The 19,179-nt window shown below is 51.9% G+C and carries 20 protein-coding genes and 3 pseudogenes; 9 read left to right on the top strand and 14 right to left on the bottom strand.

Translation table 11 applies throughout. The features are described from left to right. Positions 1–3 precede the first annotated feature (3 nt). Positions 4–930 (bottom strand): hypothetical protein, encoded by a 927-nt coding sequence (locus tag KGP24_RS09495; RefSeq protein ID WP_155022692.1) that lies wholly within the window; start codon positions 928–930, stop codon positions 4–6. Positions 931–1,083: 153 nt separating this feature from the next. After that, on the bottom strand, positions 1,084–2,334 hold the full coding sequence (gene icd / locus KGP24_RS09490; RefSeq protein ID WP_045327001.1) for an NADP-dependent isocitrate dehydrogenase: 1,251 nt from the start codon (positions 2,332–2,334) through the stop codon (positions 1,084–1,086). 117 nt (positions 2,335–2,451) lie between these two features. Here icd and rluE point away from each other — a divergent pair, with 117 nt between their 5' ends. From rluE to KGP24_RS09460, 6 genes are all read left to right on the top strand, one after another. Then, entirely contained in the window at positions 2,452–3,105 is a 654-nt protein-coding gene (gene rluE, locus KGP24_RS09485) for a 23S rRNA pseudouridine(2457) synthase RluE (protein ID WP_223563140.1), read from the top strand. A 9-nt stretch (positions 3,106–3,114) separates the two neighbouring features. After that, on the top strand, positions 3,115–3,588 hold the full coding sequence (locus tag KGP24_RS09480; protein WP_223563139.1) for an NUDIX hydrolase: 474 nt from the start codon (positions 3,115–3,117) through the stop codon (positions 3,586–3,588). A gap of 40 nt (positions 3,589–3,628) precedes the next feature. Further along, a complete protein-coding gene (mnmA, locus tag KGP24_RS09475) occupies positions 3,629–4,741 on the top strand; it encodes a tRNA 2-thiouridine(34) synthase MnmA (protein ID WP_032657963.1) in 1,113 nt (370 codons plus the stop codon). 26 nt (positions 4,742–4,767) lie between these two features. Then, a complete protein-coding gene (gene hflD, locus KGP24_RS09470) occupies positions 4,768–5,397 on the top strand; it encodes a high frequency lysogenization protein HflD (protein ID WP_008500756.1) in 630 nt (209 codons plus the stop codon). A 19-nt stretch (positions 5,398–5,416) separates the two neighbouring features. After that, the gene (gene purB, locus KGP24_RS09465; RefSeq protein WP_223563138.1) at positions 5,417–6,787 is read left to right on the top strand and encodes an adenylosuccinate lyase; all 1,371 of its coding nucleotides are present in this window, start codon (positions 5,417–5,419) and stop codon (positions 6,785–6,787) included. A 317-nt stretch (positions 6,788–7,104) separates the two neighbouring features. Further along, a complete protein-coding gene (locus tag KGP24_RS09460) occupies positions 7,105–8,184 on the top strand; it encodes a lipopolysaccharide heptosyltransferase family protein (protein ID WP_223563137.1) in 1,080 nt (359 codons plus the stop codon). A 31-nt stretch (positions 8,185–8,215) separates the two neighbouring features. On the opposite strand, the gene KGP24_RS09455 is transcribed toward KGP24_RS09460, so the two are convergent. From KGP24_RS09455 to KGP24_RS09400, 12 genes and pseudogenes are all read right to left on the bottom strand, one after another. Beyond that, positions 8,216–8,788 carry a tail fiber assembly protein gene (locus KGP24_RS09455; RefSeq protein WP_223563136.1) on the bottom strand — a complete coding sequence of 191 codons (573 nt, stop codon included), beginning with the start codon at positions 8,786–8,788 and terminating at the stop codon, positions 8,216–8,218. A gap of 10 nt (positions 8,789–8,798) precedes the next feature. Next, complete coding sequence (locus tag KGP24_RS09450) at positions 8,799–10,175, bottom strand: hypothetical protein (RefSeq protein ID WP_223563135.1); 1,377 nt, start codon at positions 10,173–10,175, stop codon at positions 8,799–8,801. Beyond that, positions 10,162–10,748 (bottom strand): annotated as a pseudogene (locus tag KGP24_RS09445) (putative phage tail protein). The gene KGP24_RS09450 and the pseudogene KGP24_RS09445 overlap by 14 nt, the downstream one beginning before the upstream one ends. Next, positions 10,748–11,671, bottom strand: a pseudogene (locus tag KGP24_RS09440) (baseplate J/gp47 family protein); the annotation flags it as partial. The pseudogenes KGP24_RS09445 and KGP24_RS09440, both read right to left, overlap by 1 nt. Before the next feature lie 378 nt (positions 11,672–12,049). After that, a complete protein-coding gene (locus KGP24_RS09435) occupies positions 12,050–12,562 on the bottom strand; it encodes a hypothetical protein (RefSeq protein ID WP_059346930.1) in 513 nt (170 codons plus the stop codon). Further along, positions 12,534–12,938: a phage head closure protein gene (locus KGP24_RS09430; protein ID WP_223563134.1), complete on the bottom strand. Its 405-nt coding sequence runs from the start codon at positions 12,936–12,938 to the stop codon at positions 12,534–12,536. The genes KGP24_RS09435 and KGP24_RS09430 overlap by 29 nt, the downstream gene beginning before the upstream one ends. Then, positions 12,935–13,258 carry a head-tail connector protein gene (locus KGP24_RS09425; RefSeq protein WP_223563133.1) on the bottom strand — a complete coding sequence of 108 codons (324 nt, stop codon included), beginning with the start codon at positions 13,256–13,258 and terminating at the stop codon, positions 12,935–12,937. The genes KGP24_RS09430 and KGP24_RS09425 overlap by 4 nt, the downstream gene beginning before the upstream one ends. Before the next feature lie 79 nt (positions 13,259–13,337). After that, positions 13,338–14,567 (bottom strand): phage major capsid protein, encoded by a 1,230-nt coding sequence (locus tag KGP24_RS09420; RefSeq protein ID WP_223563132.1) that lies wholly within the window; start codon positions 14,565–14,567, stop codon positions 13,338–13,340. A gap of 9 nt (positions 14,568–14,576) precedes the next feature. Then, complete coding sequence (locus KGP24_RS09415; protein WP_223563131.1) at positions 14,577–15,179, bottom strand: HK97 family phage prohead protease; 603 nt, start codon at positions 15,177–15,179, stop codon at positions 14,577–14,579. Beyond that, positions 15,172–16,314: a phage portal protein gene (locus KGP24_RS09410; protein WP_223563130.1), complete on the bottom strand. Its 1,143-nt coding sequence runs from the start codon at positions 16,312–16,314 to the stop codon at positions 15,172–15,174. The genes KGP24_RS09415 and KGP24_RS09410 overlap by 8 nt, the downstream gene beginning before the upstream one ends. Next, positions 16,308–16,466, bottom strand: a complete 159-nt coding sequence (locus tag KGP24_RS09405) for a hypothetical protein (RefSeq protein WP_187808752.1) — start codon at positions 16,464–16,466, stop codon at positions 16,308–16,310. Before KGP24_RS09405 ends, KGP24_RS09410 begins: the two co-directional genes overlap by 7 nt. Then, a pseudogene (locus KGP24_RS09400) lies at positions 16,463–16,939 on the bottom strand (terminase TerL endonuclease subunit); the annotation flags it as partial. The pseudogene KGP24_RS09400 and the gene KGP24_RS09405, both read right to left, overlap by 4 nt. A 57-nt stretch (positions 16,940–16,996) precedes the next feature. Here KGP24_RS09400 and KGP24_RS09395 point away from each other — a divergent pair. Genes KGP24_RS09395 through KGP24_RS09385 form a run of 3 tightly spaced genes read left to right on the top strand, consistent with a single transcriptional unit; the run spans position 16,997 to position 19,138 of the window. After that, positions 16,997–18,622 (top strand): exodeoxyribonuclease VIII, encoded by a 1,626-nt coding sequence (locus tag KGP24_RS09395; protein ID WP_223563129.1) that lies wholly within the window; start codon positions 16,997–16,999, stop codon positions 18,620–18,622. Continuing rightward, positions 18,619–18,912, top strand: coding sequence for a hypothetical protein (locus KGP24_RS09390; RefSeq protein WP_223563128.1), 294 nt, complete (start codon positions 18,619–18,621; stop codon positions 18,910–18,912). The genes KGP24_RS09395 and KGP24_RS09390 overlap by 4 nt, the downstream gene beginning before the upstream one ends. Continuing rightward, positions 18,899–19,138, top strand: a complete 240-nt coding sequence (locus KGP24_RS09385; protein ID WP_223563127.1) for a DUF4060 family protein — start codon at positions 18,899–18,901, stop codon at positions 19,136–19,138. Before KGP24_RS09390 ends, KGP24_RS09385 begins: the two co-directional genes overlap by 14 nt. Positions 19,139–19,179: the final 41 nt, after the last annotated feature.

Below are 19,179 nucleotides of genomic sequence, written 5' to 3'. Positions count from 1 at the left end.
ATTTTATTGGCGTTCGGCTTCATATTTTTTTAAAATATTATCAATTTCATTATTAATTCGTTCAACATTTGAAACCATATTCTGAGATGGTTCAACGGAGGTAGTATGCACAAGTGCATTTCTGTATTTAACCAAAGCATAAATTTCTGGGACTAACGCTTGGGGAATACGCCTAGACCCTGATAATTCTTTCAATACTCTAGAAATGGTCATTCTAGCATTCGAATGAATTAAATCTAGAGATGGTACCATTGTTTTTGAATTATAGATTTCGTAAAGATTAAATAGCTTATTTTCCAGATCAATGAAACCAGTCATGAACTTACCATATAAAATATGTTCATTGTTTTTATCCTCTTCTTGAACATCTTCCAAGGTTGACTCATTACCAAGGTAGTCACGAATATTTTTCTCTGCATCCAGAATAATCTCCTTACTAACTTCACTATACTTATCGGCCTTTAACGCTTTTAGAATAAAGTAAGTAATTAGTAAAAGTCCATTCATGAAAAAAACAGTGGCACAATTTTTTGTGATGATGCTCAATATCTTTTTTTCTGAAAGAAATAACGATAGCGTCATTAAATCCAGTAAAATAGCTGTAATTGACACAATGGTCAACATAATCAAAAAAGTGTATTCTTTAGCTTGAATCGTTCTAATTATTTCAATTAGACTATTATCCCTGTCAATTTCTCTCTCTTGGTGATTTCTAAGAAATATATAGCCAGTTAGGGTTAGTCCGTATACCGCACTCAAAACCTGAGCTTGGGTAGAATAAATATATAAATTCTGGTTTTCTGAAAGGGATAAAAGTGGTTCATTCATAGCTATTAGAATCCAAATAGCTGAAAGTAAGACTGACATGACCATCATCAACCACGGATAATTTATCAATTGGTTAAAAAACGCACCGATATTATCTTTCATAGGTGATCCATCATTTTTTTGATGGCCGAAATGTTAACATTCAGAAGGAGGGTTTTGATAATTTCTTTTGATAAATTTTTGATAACCATTCGAAAACTAATAATAAAAACGGGAACCGATCGGCTCCCGTTCTTTACTAACCCAGCGAGTGGATTACATGTTCGCGATAATCGCGTCGCCAAACTCTGAGCATTTCAACAGCTTAGCGCCTTCCATCAGACGTTCGAAGTCATAGGTGACGGTTTTCGCGTTGATCGCGCCTTCCATACCTTTAACGATCAGGTCTGCGGCTTCGAACCATTCCATATGACGCAGCATCATCTCTGCGGACAGGATGATAGAGCCTGGGTTCACTTTGTCCTGACCTGCGTATTTTGGTGCAGTACCGTGGGTAGCTTCGAACAGGGCGCACTCGTCACCGATGTTCGCGCCAGGGGCGATACCGATACCGCCAACCTGTGCTGCCAGGGCGTCAGAGATGTAGTCACCGTTCAGGTTCATACAGGCGATTACGTCGTATTCAGCAGGACGCAGCAGGATCTGCTGCAGGAACGCATCGGCAATCACATCTTTAATGACGATCTCTTTGCCGGTGTTCGGGTTCTTGATCTTCTGCCACGGGCCGCCGTCGATCAGCTCACCGCCGAACTCTTCGGTCGCCAACTGGTAGCCCCAGTCTTTGAACGCGCCTTCGGTGAACTTCATGATGTTGCCTTTGTGAACCAGGGTCACAGAGTCACGGTCGTTGGTGATTGCATATTCGATGGCTGCACGCACCAGACGCTTGGTCCCTTCTTCGGAGCACGGCTTAATGCCGATACCGCAATGCTCAGGGAAGCGAATTTTCTTCACGCCCATCTCTTCGCGCAGGAATTTAATCACTTTTTCTGCGTCAGCAGAGTCCGCTTTCCATTCGATACCCGCGTAGATGTCTTCTGAGTTTTCGCGGAAGATAACCATATCGGTCAGTTCAGGGTGCTTAACCGGGCTAGGAGTGCCCTGATAGTAACGAACCGGACGCAGACAGACGTACAGGTCCAGCTCCTGACGCAGTGCCACGTTCAGGGAACGGATACCGCCGCCAACTGGCGTCGTCAGTGGGCCTTTAATAGCAACGCGGTAGTCGCGGATCAGGTCCAGCGTTTCTGCTGGCAGCCAGACGTCCTGGCCATAAACTTGAGTAGATTTTTCACCGGTGTAAATTTCCATCCAGGAAATTTTACGCTCGCCTTTGTAGGCTTTCTCAACAGCGGCATCAACCACTTTCAGCATCGCCGGGGTAACGTCTACACCGATACCGTCACCTTCGATGAACGGGATAATCGGATTGTGAGGAACGTTAATCTTGCCGTTTTGCAGGGTGATCTTTTTACCTTCCGCCGGAACAACTACTTTGCTTTCCATTAACCTCTCCTTCGAGCGCTTCTGGTTGTTACTGATCTTATGTTAATAAATTGTAATGAGCCCTTCGATAGTACCTGATTGTCCTGCGCCATGAAAGGTCTTCGTTATTAGGCTATAATGCGGCAATTGATAACGCCTGAAAATACCATGAAGAAAACTTCTTTTACAAAACACCGGGTTGAGCGATTCAGCTCGCGACAAGCCGCCAGAAGACCGCAAGAAACCCAGCCTAAGCGGGTTATTTTGTTCAATAAACCCTACGATGTTTTGCCGCAGTTTACCGATGAAGCCGGGCGCAGCACGCTGAAAGACTATATTCCCGTTCAGGGGGTCTACGCAGCCGGGCGCCTGGACCGCGACAGCGAAGGCCTTCTGGTCTTAACCAACGACGGCGCTTTACAGGCGAAGCTCACGCAGCCGGGCAAACGCACCGGCAAAATATACTTCGTACAGGTGGAAGGCGAGCCGGATGACGCCACGCTGGCAGCACTACGCAGCGGCGTGACGTTGAACGACGGCCCAACCCTGCCCGCAGGTATTGAACGCGTGAATGAACCGGAGTGGCTGTGGCCGCGCAATCCGCCGATTCGTGAACGCAAATCCATCCCGACAAGCTGGCTCAAAATCACCCTTTATGAAGGCCGCAACCGCCAGGTTCGCCGCATGACCGCACACGTTGGCTTCCCTACCCTGCGTCTGATTCGCTACGCCATGGGCAGCTACACCCTGGAAGCACTGGCAAACGGTGAATGGCGCGACGTCACCCCTTAAGGAGTCACTATGTTTAAACCTCATGTCACGGTTGCCTGCGTGGTCCACGCCCGGGGTAAATTCCTTGTTGTTGAAGAAAGCATTAACGGCAAAGCGCTCTGGAACCAGCCTGCCGGACACCTTGAAGCCAATGAGACCCTGCTGCAGGCAGCAAAACGCGAGCTGTGGGAAGAGACCGGCATTCATGCTGAGCCCCAGCACTTCATCCGTATGCACCAGTGGATCGCGCCCGATAGCACCCCGTTCCTGCGCTTTTTATTTGCCGTTGAGCTTAGCGAAACGTGCGCCACAGAGCCGCAGGATGACGATATCGACCGCTGTCTGTGGGTCACTGCCGACGAGATCCTGAACGCGCCAAACCTGCGCTCGCCGCTGGTTGCGGAAAGCATTCGCTGCTGGCAGTCTGCTGGCCGCTTACCGCTGGATGTCATCGGCGCATTTAACTGGCCGTTTACAGAGGGTGTCAATGGTGGGGGGGCGTGATAGAATACGCCGCCTTGAAGTTCAATGTCGTGAGTATTCCATGTCAGATAACAGCCAGAAAAAAGTGATCGTCGGCATGTCCGGCGGTGTCGATTCCTCCGTTTCCGCCTACCTGTTACAGCAACAGGGCTATAAGGTGGAGGGCCTGTTCATGAAGAACTGGGAGGAAGATGATGGCGAGGAATACTGTACCGCCGCAGCGGATCTCGCCGACGCGCAGGCCGTATGCGATAAGCTCGGCATTGAACTGCACACCGTTAACTTTGCCGCAGAATACTGGGACAACGTTTTTGAACTCTTCCTCGAAGAGTACAAAGCGGGCCGTACGCCGAACCCGGATATCCTGTGCAACAAAGAGATCAAATTTAAGGCCTTCCTGGAATTCGCCGCGGAAGATCTGGGTGCAGACTACATTGCGACCGGTCACTACGTGCGTCGTGCAGACGTGAATGGCAAAAGCCAGCTGCTGCGCGGTCTGGACGGCAACAAAGATCAGAGCTACTTCCTCTATACGCTAAGCCATGAGCAAATCGCCCAGAGCCTGTTCCCGGTCGGCGAACTGGAAAAGCCGCAGGTGCGTAAAATCGCCGAAGAGCTGGACCTGATCACCGCGAAGAAAAAAGACTCTACTGGCATCTGCTTCATCGGCGAGCGCAAATTCCGCGATTTCCTGGGACGTTACCTGCCTGCACAGCCGGGTAAAATTGTCACCGTCGACGGGGAAGAGATTGGCCAGCATCAGGGGCTGATGTACCACACGCTCGGCCAGCGTAAAGGCCTGGGTATCGGCGGGACCAAAGAAGGTAGTGAAGATCCATGGTATGTGGTCGACAAAGACGTCGAAAACAATATTCTGGTTGTTGCTCAGGGTCACGATCATCCGCGTCTGATGTCCGTTGGCCTTATCGCGCAGCAGCTACACTGGGTCGATCGTGAGCCGCTGAAAGGCACGCTGCGCTGCACCGTGAAAACACGCTACCGTCAGACCGATATTCCTTGCACCATTACCGCACTCGATGACGATCGCATTGACGTGCGTTTCGACGAGCCGGTCGCAGCCGTCACCCCGGGGCAGTCTGCTGTCTTCTACAGCGGTGAGATTTGCCTGGGCGGCGGGATCATTGAACAGCGCCTGCCGCTGCCCGCTGTTTAATACGATTCACACATAAAGGAGACCGTGTGGCGAAGAACTACTATGACATCACCCTGGCGCTGGCGGGAATTTGCCAGTCAGCCCGTCTGGTGCAACAGCTGGCGCATCAGGGTCATTGCGACGCTGATGCCCTGCACGTTTCACTAAACAGCGTTATCGATCTCAACCCAGGCTCGACCCTGGGTGTGTTCGGCGGCAGTGAAACCAATCTTCGTCTCGGTCTTGAAACCCTGCTTGGCGTGCTTAACGCCAGCAGCCGTCAGGGGTTAAACGCAGAGCTGACCCGCTACACGTTGAGCCTGATGGTGCTGGAGCGTAAGCTGAGCGCAGCAAAAGGCGCGCTCAATACCCTGGGCGATCGTATTGCCGGGTTACAGCGTCAGCTCGACCATTTTGACCTGCAGTCCGACACGCTGCTCAGCGCCATGGCCGGCATTTATGTTGACGTCATCAGCCCGCTGGGCCCGCGTATTCAGGTCACCGGATCTCCTGCGGTGCTGCAAAGTCCGCAGGTACAGGCCAAAGTGCGCGCGTCCCTGCTGGCAGGGATCCGCGCCGCCGTGCTGTGGCACCAGGTTGGCGGAGGCCGCCTGCAATTAATGTTTTCTCGTAATCGCCTGACCACTCAGGCAAAACAAATTCTTGCTCATTGTTAACCTCCCGGAGTTGCGAATTATGGAATTATCCTCACTGACCGCCGTATCCCCTGTCGATGGACGCTACGGCGATAAAGTCAGCGCGCTGCGCGGGATCTTCAGCGAATATGGTTTGCTGAAGTTCCGTGTTCAGGTTGAAGTACGCTGGCTGCAAAAGCTGGCCGCCCAGGCAGCAATCAGGGAAGTTCCTGCTTTTGACGAAAAGGCAAACGATTACCTTGATAAAATCGTTGCCGAGTTTAGCGAACAAGACGCCGCGCGCATTAAAACCATTGAACGCACCACCAACCACGACGTGAAAGCGGTTGAGTACTTCCTGAAAGAGAAAGTTGAAAGCGTCCCTGCGCTGCACGCAGTGTCTGAGTTCATTCACTTCGCCTGTACCTCTGAAGACATCAACAACCTGTCTCATGCGCTGATGCTCTCCACCGCGCGCAAAGAGGTGGTGCTGCCTTACTGGCGTAAAATCATCGACGCGGTAAAAGCGCTGTCCGTGGAATACCGCGAAATTCCGCTGCTCTCCCGTACCCACGGCCAGCCGGCCACCCCATCAACGATGGGTAAAGAGATGGCAAACGTCGCGTACCGTATGGAGCGCCAGTACCGTCAGCTGGAGCAGGTTGAGATCCTCGGCAAAATCAACGGCGCGGTCGGTAACTATAACGCCCACATCGCCGCTTACCCGGAAGTGGACTGGCACCAGTTCAGCGAAGAGTTCGTGACCTCTCTGGGCATTCTGTGGAACCCGTACACCACGCAGATTGAGCCGCACGACTATATCGCGGAACTGTTTGACTGCATCGCGCGCTTCAACACCATCCTGATCGACTTCGATCGTGACGTGTGGGGCTACATCGCCCTGAACCACTTCAAGCAGAAAACCATTGCCGGTGAAATCGGCTCTTCCACCATGCCGCACAAAGTTAACCCAATCGACTTCGAAAACTCCGAAGGCAACCTGGGCCTGGCGAACGCTGTGCTGCAGCATATGGCGAGCAAACTGCCGGTATCCCGCTGGCAGCGCGACCTGACCGACTCCACCGTACTACGTAACCTGGGCGTGGGCATTGGCTACGCGCTGATTGCCTATCAGTCCACCCTGAAAGGCGTGAGCAAACTGGAAGTGAACCGCGATCGTCTGCTGGACGAGCTGGATCACAACTGGGAAGTGCTGGCGGAGCCAATCCAGACCGTGATGCGCCGTTACGGTATCGAAAAACCGTACGAGAAGCTGAAAGAGCTGACCCGCGGCAAACGCGTTGACGCCGAAGGCATGAAGCAGTTCATCGACGGTCTGGCGCTGCCGGAAGAAGAGAAAACGCGCCTGAAAGCGATGACTCCGGCGAACTACATTGGCCGCGCCATCACTATGGTCGATGAGCTGAAGTAACGCTCCTCTCCCCCTTTTCGCCCGAAAAGGGGGATGCTTTTCCCCGGTTTACTCAATGTTTATCCCCACAACAACATAATCAGCGTTAAACTGCTTAGCGAAAAACACAACCATCGCCAAAACAATAACTTATCTATTAATCAATAACTTATAACAATTTCAGGGCGGACATTATCGGACAATAATGGGCATTTTATCGCCCCAAATCATGCCCCCAGCGTGATTTTGCCCCCAAATTTGCCCCAAACTGATGTGCCGGGTAAAATGTAAAACATAGTCTTTAAGTTCCTAATATCGATTTTTACAAGGAAAAGTTCGTGATCAGATGGCTCAGGAAAACAAACCGCTCCAAAAATTACATTCTGAAAAGAGCGAAACTAAGGTTAAAACTTAACCTATTGAGCACAATAACTGCCCTGTGTCGTCCACGTAGGCATGAAAGTGAGTTAGGTACAAACCACTTAGTAATACCTTTCATCGCTAAAGGGATTGGTGATGCTGTTGTTATTGGTGGTGTAATTGAGACTTTAGTGAAAAATAATTTTCGAGTATCTGTTATTGCTGACAAACGAACTCATTTTTTGTTTAAGGAATGGAGAAATTTAGAGGGCTTATATTTATATAATCCTGACAATAAAAAAGACCTAATTGCAACTCTCAAGCAAATCAATCCCTATGTGCTGATTGACTCGCACGAAGTTACTCATTCAAATATTGACACATTTAATTTGATTAGGCTCGCCAAACCTTATAGAACTATTGGGTTTACTGATAAATATCGTATATATGATGAAGTTATTAAAATAAAACACCCTCTATCCCATATTAGCACTAGGTACATTGATTTGCTTGAGCGCCTGGGGATCCAAACAACAAATTATGACTACTGTGTTATTATTCCGAATGAGGATGCAGAGACCGCGCGGAACCTCATTAAAAATACAACAAACAAAAAAATTGTTTCATTCATCCCTTACGGGAGTGTTAGTGAGCGGTTTTTCTCAGATTCCCAAATTGAAGCCATAACTGGTCACATGGCAAAATATGCCAATTCACATCATATGATCATCCTCGGGGAGCAACACCGGATTGCGTCTATTCCTGACTCATATAATGTTACTAAAAACACGACCCCTTCATTCTTTTCTGCCGCACAAATAATCAAAGATAGCGCATTAGTCATCTCTCCAGACACATCATTTGTACACGTGTCGAGAGCATTCAATAAAAAATTAATTTGTGTTTACCCATTCAAAATACTGGTCGCCCCAGCAGATAACGCAGATGTGTGGGGGCCAAACTATAAATTAGCATATCAGGTTAGACTAAAAGAGCGACGAGTTATGGATGCTGATGTTAGCCCGATTTTGAAGCTTATCGATGAGCTCCTGGAGTGATAAGGAGGAGCAATACTAACCAACCATTGCTTCACTTGGTGTTTTTCGTATCCATCCCAGGCTTCTCGGGCCACTCAATAGCTGAAGACTGAGAAGCTGCAATACGGTTTAAAAGCACAGTGTAAACTTCCCACTCCTCAAGTTGTTGCTTTTCTTCATCTGTAGCAATTCCATATTTTACAGCCCTCTGAAGAGGTGCAATTACTTTCTCTGCTTCCCCTATTCGCTGTGTTGCCTGTTCAAAAGCATCAATAGGAACTTGGGTAATTACCCCGTCTTGAAACATCCAAGAGCCGTCTATTTTCACTCCTTCAGGATAATCACTTAAAGGAACCTCTGCCACGCTCATATTTTCTGGATAAAACATTGATACCGCATAAATATTTCCGCGCTCAGGGATGGGCTCATCGACGACTGAGCAAATTATCCCATTCTCATCATACATAATTTTAATTGTATCATCAGAGAATAAACTCTGACATTCATACCAATCCTTACCATCTTCTGATATAAGAAAAAGAGGAGTTAGACCACTGTCGTTTGAGAATTTTTTAATTTGATCTCCCGATGGAGAAACAACCTTAAAATTTTTAATATTTTGCATGATACCACCTTTAACCAGATATATTTACCCACGAACCATTGATATAAACTTGAATTGGTTTGTAATAAAACCTTACTGCGTTAGCATTTGATGAGCCTGGTGATGTATATCCTGTTGCAATGCATCCCGAAGGCAAATAAAGGCTTCCTCCTGAGGCATCGGCGGAAAGACTCAGTGACTGCGCCCCTAACTGCATGCCCTGCAGGAAATTACCTCTAACCCAGTTTTGAGGAGCAAGTTCTATAACTTCACCTGTGGACTCCTGGCGCATATAGGGGTATGCAGGATTGTTTGATGATAGCCCTACGGTAGTAATAGAGTCACGTCTCGCGTATGGGCTTAAATCCTGTTGTGGCGGTGGGTTATTGGGCGAGTACACCCGAACTCCTGGCGTGTCATAAAGGCCCGCCCCCGCCTGAATTAGCCCCACACTGCTGATGTTCCGCCCTGAATGGATATCATCCTTAGCCTCAAGATAGTTAGGCGCAATCACACTTCCGTTTGACTGAATATCTACTGAAGGTCCCTGAGCTGCGCGTAGATGAAGCACTTTATCATCTGAGGCATAAACGAGTCCCATTTCTGCACCGGAAGTATTAAAAAACCAGAGGTGTTTATTCCCTGCCCCACGAATGTTTATCGCATTTTGCGAAAGCTCGGTAGAGCCATTGACAGCTTTAAGTGCTCCTGGAATGGTAACGGTAGTATTGTCAGAATCGTACTGTACCGCACGGAAATAACGCCAGCCTGTAGTCGTACCGTCATCTTCACGAATGGCGAGGATTAATTTTGAATTTGTGTAACTGACGAACTGGACTAAAGGCCTGTTAACTCTTCCCCCGACAGCGGGTCCGGTCGCGCAGACGACGTCAATATAATAAAAATCCTGAGTGATGAACGGTGGAATGTTGGTACACCCACGCGTATCAATAAATAATGACTCACCAACGACGAAGGGATAAGTCGCAAAATCAATCGCGCTGTGATTAGAGTCGGCTGTAAAGTTCCCCTTGTAACCAACAGGCACCAGAGCATTGTTGTTGCTGTTGTCAGCGGTGTTACGTATTGCCGCTGTTCCCAGCTCCAGATTCGAGCGCGCCAGTGCTTTATCTACCACGTCAGCAAGATTCTTGCTGCGTAAAAGCGCATCAGGCACACGGTCGGTGATGAGCTTAACGATAGCCTGATATAGCTGATCATGTTGCCCTTTATTCAGCACCGCGCCTGATTTCTCGATAGCGTTACAGATCTCCTCCTGAACGGCATCCCACATATCGCTGTTTAGGTCAGTAGCGCGGCGGCCGGTGGCCGGGTCACCATTTGTAAAACCATTTTTGCCCTGACCAAATTTATCGGCCTGAGCAGTTGGTGTGTCAATTCGATGCATTGTCTGTTCCTTCCGGGTAAGCAAAAACGACGACGGTATGTGACGGCGCAAGTTTTTCTATTACACACTCCGCAACCGTGTCGCCCCAGGTTCTGATAGCGGAGTTGCACGCACTGGTGCAGGTCTGCCAGTTAACGTTGGCATCAGCAGGGATATTCACACGCCAGTAATAGCGCCAGAATTCCCCCATTCAGGGTCCGGTGTGCTGTCGAGGTTCTGAAACTGTTCGATTGTCGCGGTGGTATAACCCAGCGCGTCCAGCTGGTTACGGTAGAACTGTTCGTTGATACCGCCCGCCACGTTAGCTTTTGCATCCAGCCGTTGCTGGTGCTGGACCAGCGATTGCACCCCATCAGGGGTACAGGAGTCCGGAAGACCGTAGACGGTTTCATAGCGATCAATCAGCTCTGTTGTCTGCGCCGGGTCGATTTCCTTCATCAGTGCATCGGCACGCTGGTGCACGCGCGTAAGCGACGGGGCCAGACCTTCAATCAGCGGGTTCTCTCCCTCCCATGCCGGACCAGGGGGAAGCAGCCTGTAGAGCAGCTGCTCATATTCATCCTGCATTGCCATCAGCTGCTCGCCTCCGTATATGTTGCCCAGGTGATGGTGCCAACCACGGGCAGTTCGGTAGGCCCCAGCGCGACGTCAGCAACCGGCGCACGCAGCTGGTGTGCGACCTCACCCGCTGCCAGGCTTATCGCTTCGCTGATGCGTGACAGGTAAACTTTTCCGTCAGGAACGCCGTCACGCAGCATCAGAGAATTAAGCTCTGCTGTTACGGCCGCGCGAATTTCTGCGGTATCTTTCGCCAGCGCAATCGTCATCGGAATAACTTTTTCCGTGGCCGCGAAAACGAAAAGTCCTGCTCCTGCGATGGGTGCCAGCGGCAGAATATGGTTACGCACAGCCTGAACCAGATCATCACCCGGTGCCGGGTGCGTCGGGTCGCCGGTTGCCACCATGACGCCTACGGTTCCGATCCCCTTATAGTGGCGCAGTGTCCACGCGCGGGTGATGCCCGCAATTTCTTTTGCCCAGATGACATAATCCGGGTCGGCACCACCCTGAGGGATCCAGTAATAGCGCTCCATGACGCGGGCGCGCCAGGTCTCCAGCTCTTCTGTGTCATCGCCGCCCACCACCGAGTCGGCATACCCCGTAGACGGGATGCCACTCACCGGCGTGCCCAGACGTAAGGCAATGCCGTCATCGGTGTTTCCTGCCGCTCCAGGGTTATCCGCCACCAGCGGCACGCGCAACACGCCACCTGACGCTTTCACGGTTTGCGTGGTGGTAAAAGTCACCTGATCATCACGCTGTATCTGCGTACCGGCGGGCAGCGTCGGCGTTCCGCTGATTCCATCCCAGCGCACATATCCCGCCGCGGCCACGGCATCCTTTCGGGGACAACGCTTGATTCTGCCGTGCCGGTATAACCAGTCCTCATCGCACAAATCGGGCAACATATTGCGCGCCAGATAATCGATATAGCCGCAAGCGTTCCCTGCGCAGGTCCTGCCGAGGTCATCTTATACTGCGCGGTGACCGGAAGATCCTGATTGCCGTTAATGGCAGCCAGCAGCGCCTGCGCCGCATTTGCGCCGGTGTCATTAGCGGCCACGGTAATCTGTACACGGGTGGTACCGATATACAGGTTTACCGCCCCCGTATCTGTTGCCGTGCCTGAGAAGGTGATCGTGCCGGTTGCCGCCTGCCCGCTCTCAGGCACAGCGATAACCCACAGTTCACCGAACGGGTCAACACGGCGAGCTTTCCGGCTTCGGGAATCGCTTTAAACTGCGCGGCACCGCCAACACGGTTTTCAAACAGCTGACATCGGGCGCGAAGCGCCGCAATTATCGGGGTTAGTTTCATTTTTTCTTCCTGCGTTGAGGCCGGAGGGATTTACGCAGCTCGCGGGAAAGCACGTAACGTGTCCAGCTGCGGCGTTTTTCCAGCACCTCCGTCATGTAGTTGTTACGCGGTGCCACGCGCCACCCGCTGCCGCCGGACGCGCCGCGATGGTGCCCTTTCTTACGCTTCGCGCCACGGCGCACACCGTAAAACAGGAATGCAGGGTAAAACGCGCCGTTGATATGGCGGTTGCCCTCCCCGTTCTTCTGGTTTGGTGCAATCTTCACCATGAGCCCCGGACGTTTTTTAGAAGCGCGGGGCACGTAGTAGCCGATTGAGCGCGCCAGCTGCCCCGTCCGGTATGAGGGGTTTTCGCCAGGCTTCGAACGACCACGTTTCATTACCAGCCGCCGGGCATCGCGCATGTGAACCTGACCGATTTTGACGAACGCTCGTCGCATCCTCGCCCGGTTAAAGACCAGCTCGTCCGGCTGTTCGAAATCAACGTGTAAAAATGCTGTCTGCGGCATAGTCACTCCCGCTGTCGGTACCCAGTTCTTCGCACTCGAGCAACAGGAAACGGCGTTTGCTATTCAGATCCCTGACGCGTTTTACCCGATAAGAAATATCGTCGTGAACCACTTCATGATCGGCGGTAATGCCGCGGCGAAAACGGATGGTGAAATAATGGGTCACCTTATTTTCTACCTGCACAGACCCCTGATACGCCGCTGCGCCGGGTTGTGTTTTTTTGGCCCACGTCCGGACCTGCTCCGGATAAGTAGGTGACACGCCAAAATCATCTGCTGGCACGTCGACGCGCCGCCGGATAACGATACGCTGGTCCAGTTCGCCCGGGTCGGGCAAAAGGTATGTGGCGCTAGCCTGCGCCTGCCTGAGTTTCATAGCGGGATGTACCTGTATGGACCGACGAGCCAGTTAAAGCTCATCGGCAGCTCGACTTTCTCCACTTCGGTGACGGTTGAGCGGTTCTCGTAGAAGTGCGTCACCAGAAGCAGCATCCCCATCCGTATGTCATCCGAGAGAATAAGCCCCTCCGGATCGTCGGATGGCACCCCCGACTCCGCCGCATAAAGTTTCCGGTTCAGAAAATTTTCTGTCCGAGCCTGAACCGCCCGCCCCAGCAGCTCAAGAAACTTGTCTTCATCGGTGTAATCCTCGTCCAGCCTGAGCTGAGTTTTGATTTCCTCAGGAGAAAGCAACATAGGATCCTCCTGCGCCCGCCAGATGGCGGGCACAAAAAAACCGCTTAACGCGGCATGGTTTGATCAGTGATGTAGTTTATTAGCTGCTTGCAGAGCCCTTGCCCACCAGCGCTTTAATGGCGGAGGTATCTTCCAGGATGCAGTCAAAGCGATGGAATGCCAGGAAGCCTGTCTGGTCATATTCTGCGTAACGCTCCACTAGGCGCTTCAGGATCATGTAACGAACACGGCGGATGATGAAGCGATCGAAGTCGCCACAGAACATGAATTTTTTACCCGCGCCGATATCGTCAATTTCCTGATCGATGACATACGGAACATTGAGCACTGACGCTGGCGCCACGCCGACGATATCCGGCAGCCAGAGCGGACGTCCCTGACCGTCTTCCATCTCGCTGATGAGTTTCAGCGTGTTGTCATTGAACGCCAGGCGGAACTTCGGCCCGCGGCGGTACGCCGGATCAATGCTGTGTTTCAGGGCCAGAATTTCCTGCCATTTCACTGCGGCAGCGGCGGCCGTCTGAGTGGTGCCGGTGACGGATGCTTTCAGCCCTTTCGGCTGTTTTGGCGTGCCGGTGCCGGTACCCTGAATAAGGTATCGTGCTTCACCGCGGCCGATACGCTCAGCAATACGGCGGGCAAGATAGGCTTCCATATCGATCGCGCTATCCTGCAGCAGCTCGTTGGAAACACGGATGATTTTGGACGTCATTTTCACCGGGCCCAGGGAGTCCATACCGAATTCGGTATCTTCTTCGCCAGCTTCTTCGTTCTCACCCAGCAGCACGCCCATTTCAGCGGTACCGTCAGCGGTTGCCCACTCCATAGTGCGACCGTCGGAAGTCGTCAGAATTTGCGCCACGCTGGCAATGCCGCCATAAGCTTTCATCTGCTCAACGACTTTCGCCAGGAAGGTATCAGGCACGGTATAACCGCCCTTCTCATCTGGCGCCACGCCCTGTGCTCGTAGTTCTTTTAAGGCTTTGCGCTCTTCTGAACTCAGTTCGCTGGCGCCGTGACGCATCCATTTATCAAAGATCTGACCTCGTTTTTCGTCCTGCTGCGTGTTTTTATCAGGATCCAGATTATTGCGCTGCTCTTCCTCGTTTTCATCCACGTAGGTCTGGTCCTGGCGGCGCAGCTCTTCTTCGCGGGCAATACGCTCATCGAGGCCTTCCAGCTCTGACTTCGCTTTATTCCACTCGGTGCGCTGCTCTTCCGTCCATGCGTTATCGCCGATTTTTTCATTCAGCGCGCGCATATCGGTCGCGATGGTATTACGTTTTTGTTTCAGTTCATGCAATTTCATGGTTTTTCCTTACGCGTTAAGAAGGGTCAGGACGCGCTCACGCGCCATTCGTTGGTTAATGGCTTTCTGCAGCGCGCCACTGTCGCGCGCCTCCAGCCAGGCTTTCATGGAACGTACCCCGTAATCTGCCTCCGTGTAAGCGGGATACGTTACGGGGCTGACGTCGAAAAGGCGGGAAAACCGTGAAATTTCACATATCACCACACCGTCTTCATCCTCGTACCATCGTTCCCCATCTCGGGCGACGCGGAAGGCAAAGGATGATTGGTTGATATCGCCGCGCAGCATCGGTGCCAGCACCAGATCGCGGATGGTCTGGGTATCAGGCGCTTCAATGTCATAACGTAACCCGCGCTCATCAGTCGAAACTGTCAGCGTGCCGGACGCGCTGCGGCCCAGAATAAAGTTAGGATCATGATTGAACAGACCGCGCACATCATCGCCAAGCACATCATCGAACGCGCCTGGCTTAATAATTTCGCGGAATCCCCATAGCGGTTCTGAGCGTGAATTAAACACCGAGCCATAACCGATAATGCGCGTCGGCTGCTGATCGTGCTGCTCGGCCCTGACTTCATCGCTATAACAGCGTGTTTCCCGATCGTCACTCATCGGTTTTGTCCTCCGTTTTATCTTCGTCTTTAAAATCTTTCATAGGATCTGCTGCGTTGACACTGACCAGCATCTCGTCCAGCCCGTCTTTCGGGGTGCCGCGGAGAAGTCCAGTCAGGTTAAAACGCACGTAGTACCCGGCCTCACGTTCGGCGCGGGTAAATAACCTGCGGTTAATCTCCTGCTCCCAGTTCGTCACCCACGGCATCATCGTGTAACGGACAAACTGAATCGCCTGTTCGGAGATGTTGGAGAAAGTGGCTTTTTCGAGGTCGTTGATCATGTGTGCCGGAACGTTGAAAATTCCGGCAATCATTGAGCGGTTGAGTTTCATCATGTCGATGAGCTGGGCATCGACCGGGGAGACTGTCAGCGCTTTATAGTCCAGTTGTGCCGGGAGCAGCATCGTCCTGTTTTCCTGGCTGCGTAGCATCACGGTGGCTTTCTGCCACATTTTTTTCAGACGATCCCAGGAGTTATCATTCAGCTCACCTTTAACCGAGACGATACCCGCAGTCCTGGCGTTGCCGCTGAAGAAACTTTCCGTGTATTTCTGGCCGCTCATGCCCATTCCGATGGTTTCGGCGTGCTGCAGTACCGGACTGAGACCCATTTTCTGATCGTTGCCCAGCGCCCTGACGTGGATCATGTCGTCAGGATTGATGGCAAAGGAACCCTCTTCGTTATAAACACCGTAGGTATAACGTCCGCCGGTGTTGAGCAGCGTTGTTTCCCATGGCATACAGTCTTCAAGACCGATCACTTCACCGGTCCGGCCGTGGCGGATTACACGTGTGTAACCATTACCCCAGCCCAGAATGTGCCGCTGTTTCAGCTCGCGCCACTTATAGCTGGTCTGCCAGGCATTCGGCTCGTCGTGAACCAGATAAAACGCCGGGTGATCGCGGGCGGCCTCGACTTTCTTCCCGGTGCGTCGCATAACGTGCAGCGGCATCTGCGCAACGTTGGACGAAATGACGTAAATACAGGCATAAACCGCTGCCAGTTTCATCGCCGTACGGGGATTAACGATCACATCGCCGTTAAAAATCCCGTCATTTTCGGCGGCTTCAACGGTGAGCGGTACCGCGGGGTTTTCCAGCGAGTTACTTCGAAAAATGGCATCAATCAGCATGACTTTATTCTCCTGGCGGCCAGCAGCGCCCACAGCAGCAGACCGCTACCGCCAGCCATGAGAGCTACCGCCGCGCCAAATTTGAGGTAAACGCCTCCTACCAGCGCGCCGAAGCCTGCCAGCCCGGCCACATCGATAATTAGTGATTTCACAGGAATAACAGGTCCTCATCAGGATTGAGGTTAGAAAGGAAGTCTTTCGGCTCATTCAGCATTGCGCGGCCAACACCCATCATCAGGCCAACTGCACCATCGATTTTGTTGCCTGCGCCCTCTTTTACCGGGCGAACAACATCGTCACTACCTGGTAAATATTTGCCGACCACGTTTGATATGCACCAGGTCATCAGCGGATTGCCGTCGTGATGGAAGCGGCCAGCAGCAATCGCAGCCTCAATCTCTCGCATCGGGTCGCTCATGTTGGTGTAGTTCTGGGTAATGGTGACGGGCTCCAGCCCTTCATCCTGCAACATGTGAGACAGTCCGGTTGCGCCATAGGGGTCAATCGGGCTCGCCGCTATTTTCACGGTTTCACGTAATTTCAGGATCGCTTCGTAAATAAGGCGGTAATCCACTTCTGCACCGTCCGATGGAACCAGCACTCCCTGATTAACAAAGGACTGGTAACCCCTCCAGCAGATGCTTGTGGCGGCGCAGCTCGCGAACGGCCTAACGGGATGGACATGCTGGCCCGTCCGAACAAATCAGCAGGCTGGTGCTTTGCTGCATTTAATATCGATCTCACTGACGGGGAGGATGGTTACGAACTGGTAGGTGAAGAGTCGATTGATTGTTCGGTTCTGGCGCTGTTTGGCCCGGTATCTGAAATCACCGCGGCGCAGTACGGCCAGATTGTCGACCTGGTGAACGACGACGCCACCAGCTTCACCCGCGAACTGGCAGAAGCACTGGCGAAAGAGACCCGCGCGCTGGCGCTGGCGCCGGAACGGCAGGAGCAGCTGCTCGCATGGGTACGTGAGAACACAAAAGATTCTGCACAGTGGCCGGATATCAAAAAGCAGATCGCTAAATGGATTGACACTCCGGTAGATAAGCGCCCGCAGGCTGCCAGTCCCGATAATCAAGGAGCGGATGTTGTTCACACTGACTCAGGCGCTCGCCTGTGCACCGGCACGCCTACAGACCGCAATTTCAAGCACAGCAAAGATAGCCTGGGTAACGAAATCGCTTTAGGCCTGCTGGCGCGTGAAAGTGAATTCAACATCTACACAGTCGACATGCCGTTATATCAGCAGGCTGAGAAGATACGCCTGTCAGGCATCAATGAAGAATTTAATGCATGGTACCGCATGTTTATAACCACGCCTGGCGGGCTGGACTTCTCGCGCGCGATGAATATCGCTGTCGTTAAAACCGCGCCGGAGGATATCTGGAAAGACCATGTTAAGCATCGTGAATACTTCAATCGCGTCATGACCGAATCAGATCATGCGAACCCTGACCCGTTGATCGTCGATATTGCCTGCGGCCGGTCCTCTTCACCTATGCCACAAGCCATCAAAGAGAATGCTTCCCATGATGAAACCAAACCGCCTGTACTGGGTGAAACTGAGCTACCAGCAGTTTGCCCGGGCAAAGCTGCACAGCTCGACAAAGAACTCAATGAGGCATTCGCTCAGAGCTCAGCCCCAGAAAAGCAAGCAAGTGAACAGCCACGTGTGGAGAACCTGGGCGGCGGAGTCTTCTCTGTTTATGCACTGATTAGTAATTCCCCCTCAAATGAAGTCGAAAAAACGGAAAATCGTCCGGAAATGAGCGAGCGGGAAATAGAAATTGCCTACGCCCTTAACGATCTTATGTCGGGTCGCACTCGGGAACTGTCTCTTAAGGAATCCGAAAGTGATGTATTGCGTACAGGGCATCCGGTCGCGCATCTCATAGATTTAATGATCACAGATATTGCAGATACTGAATTTTGTCTCTCTCCCGATTTTGAAATTGATGAGATTCAAATGGTTGCAGCCTGCATCCTTGATCAATGGTCTGATGATCAAAGTGAACGCCAGAAAATAGCGCTTGATGCGATCGTGGAATACCGACGACCGGAACCACCAAAATCTATCGTACTCGATCCGCCGACCGTTACTGCAAATCCCAAAGCAGAGCCCGAACCAGCACCTGAAACAAACGGTCCGCTTTCTTCTGTTACCTACCTGCAGCAGCTGACCATTGCAGCGCTGCAGGGCTTATGTTCCAACCCAGCATACTGCAATCAATATGAGGAATTACCGGCTATGGCCGCCGGACTTGCCCGCAGCGTTGTCAGTCAGCAGGAGGTTGCAGAGTGAACAAAGCAAAGGAAGTCATCGCCAATACCAGGTATGCGGAATTCCCGGACACGATGGTAACTCTGGAGCTGTGCCGCGCGTTTGCAGCCATAGAAAAACGCCGTATTGGTGAATCGCTACGTGCTTGCGCTCGCGTTCTGGCCGCCAAGGCACAAGATCACCATCTTGTCAGCGTGCTGGAGGAAATGGGGAAAAGCCAGTTTCCCGAAGTCCAGATGACGAGAATACGCGACTGCATCAGGAGGATGGAATCAGCGCTGGTCAGGAACTTTATCAATGCGTCTGATTAATCGCAGCGCGAAAGACAGCATCGGCGGGCCAGCATGTGCCGCCGCGCTTAAATGCCATTTTGAGAAATATGGCGAGCATGGTCGCAGCGACAAACAGACGTTTTACACCGTCAGGATCCAGGGGAGAAAAATTACGGTTGAGGTTGTAAACCGCCCACGTAGTTACGTGGCCACGGCAATGAGCCGGGCCCGACATCTGCAATGTCTCCCAGGGCTTAGCCGGTGATTTTTGGCAATCAATATACTATCTGCCGCTACAGTATCGTG

The sequence above is a fragment of the Enterobacter sp. JBIWA008 genome (assembly GCF_019968765.1).
In the GTDB taxonomy this organism is placed as follows: domain Bacteria; phylum Pseudomonadota; class Gammaproteobacteria; order Enterobacterales; family Enterobacteriaceae; genus Enterobacter.
Note: the sequence above shows the minus strand (reverse complement) of the source record. Positions and strands in the feature narration are given on the sequence as shown.

Coding starts and splice junctions, on each gene's coding strand:
- KGP24_RS09495 (WP_155022692.1), bottom strand. CDS start 930: ATGAAAGATAATATCGGTGCGTTTTTTAACCAATTGATAAATTATCCG.
- icd (WP_045327001.1), bottom strand. CDS start 2,334: ATGGAAAGCAAAGTAGTTGTTCCGGCGGAAGGTAAAAAGATCACCCTG.
- rluE (WP_223563140.1), top strand. CDS start 2,452: ATGCGGCAATTGATAACGCCTGAAAATACCATGAAGAAAACTTCTTTT.
- KGP24_RS09480 (WP_223563139.1), top strand. CDS start 3,115: ATGTTTAAACCTCATGTCACGGTTGCCTGCGTGGTCCACGCCCGGGGT.
- mnmA (WP_032657963.1), top strand. CDS start 3,629: ATGTCAGATAACAGCCAGAAAAAAGTGATCGTCGGCATGTCCGGCGGT.
- purB (WP_223563138.1), top strand. CDS start 5,417: ATGGAATTATCCTCACTGACCGCCGTATCCCCTGTCGATGGACGCTAC.
- KGP24_RS09455 (WP_223563136.1), bottom strand. CDS start 8,788: ATGCAAAATATTAAAAATTTTAAGGTTGTTTCTCCATCGGGAGATCAA.
- KGP24_RS09450 (WP_223563135.1), bottom strand. CDS start 10,175: ATGCATCGAATTGACACACCAACTGCTCAGGCCGATAAATTTGGTCAG.
- KGP24_RS09435 (WP_059346930.1), bottom strand. CDS start 12,562: ATGCCGCAGACAGCATTTTTACACGTTGATTTCGAACAGCCGGACGAG.
- KGP24_RS09430 (WP_223563134.1), bottom strand. CDS start 12,938: ATGAAACTCAGGCAGGCGCAGGCTAGCGCCACATACCTTTTGCCCGAC.
- KGP24_RS09425 (WP_223563133.1), bottom strand. CDS start 13,258: ATGTTGCTTTCTCCTGAGGAAATCAAAACTCAGCTCAGGCTGGACGAG.
- KGP24_RS09420 (WP_223563132.1), bottom strand. CDS start 14,567: ATGAAATTGCATGAACTGAAACAAAAACGTAATACCATCGCGACCGAT.
- KGP24_RS09415 (WP_223563131.1), bottom strand. CDS start 15,179: ATGAGTGACGATCGGGAAACACGCTGTTATAGCGATGAAGTCAGGGCC.
- KGP24_RS09410 (WP_223563130.1), bottom strand. CDS start 16,314: ATGCTGATTGATGCCATTTTTCGAAGTAACTCGCTGGAAAACCCCGCG.
- KGP24_RS09395 (WP_223563129.1), top strand. CDS start 16,997: ATGCTGGCCCGTCCGAACAAATCAGCAGGCTGGTGCTTTGCTGCATTT.
- KGP24_RS09385 (WP_223563127.1), top strand. CDS start 18,899: ATGCGTCTGATTAATCGCAGCGCGAAAGACAGCATCGGCGGGCCAGCA.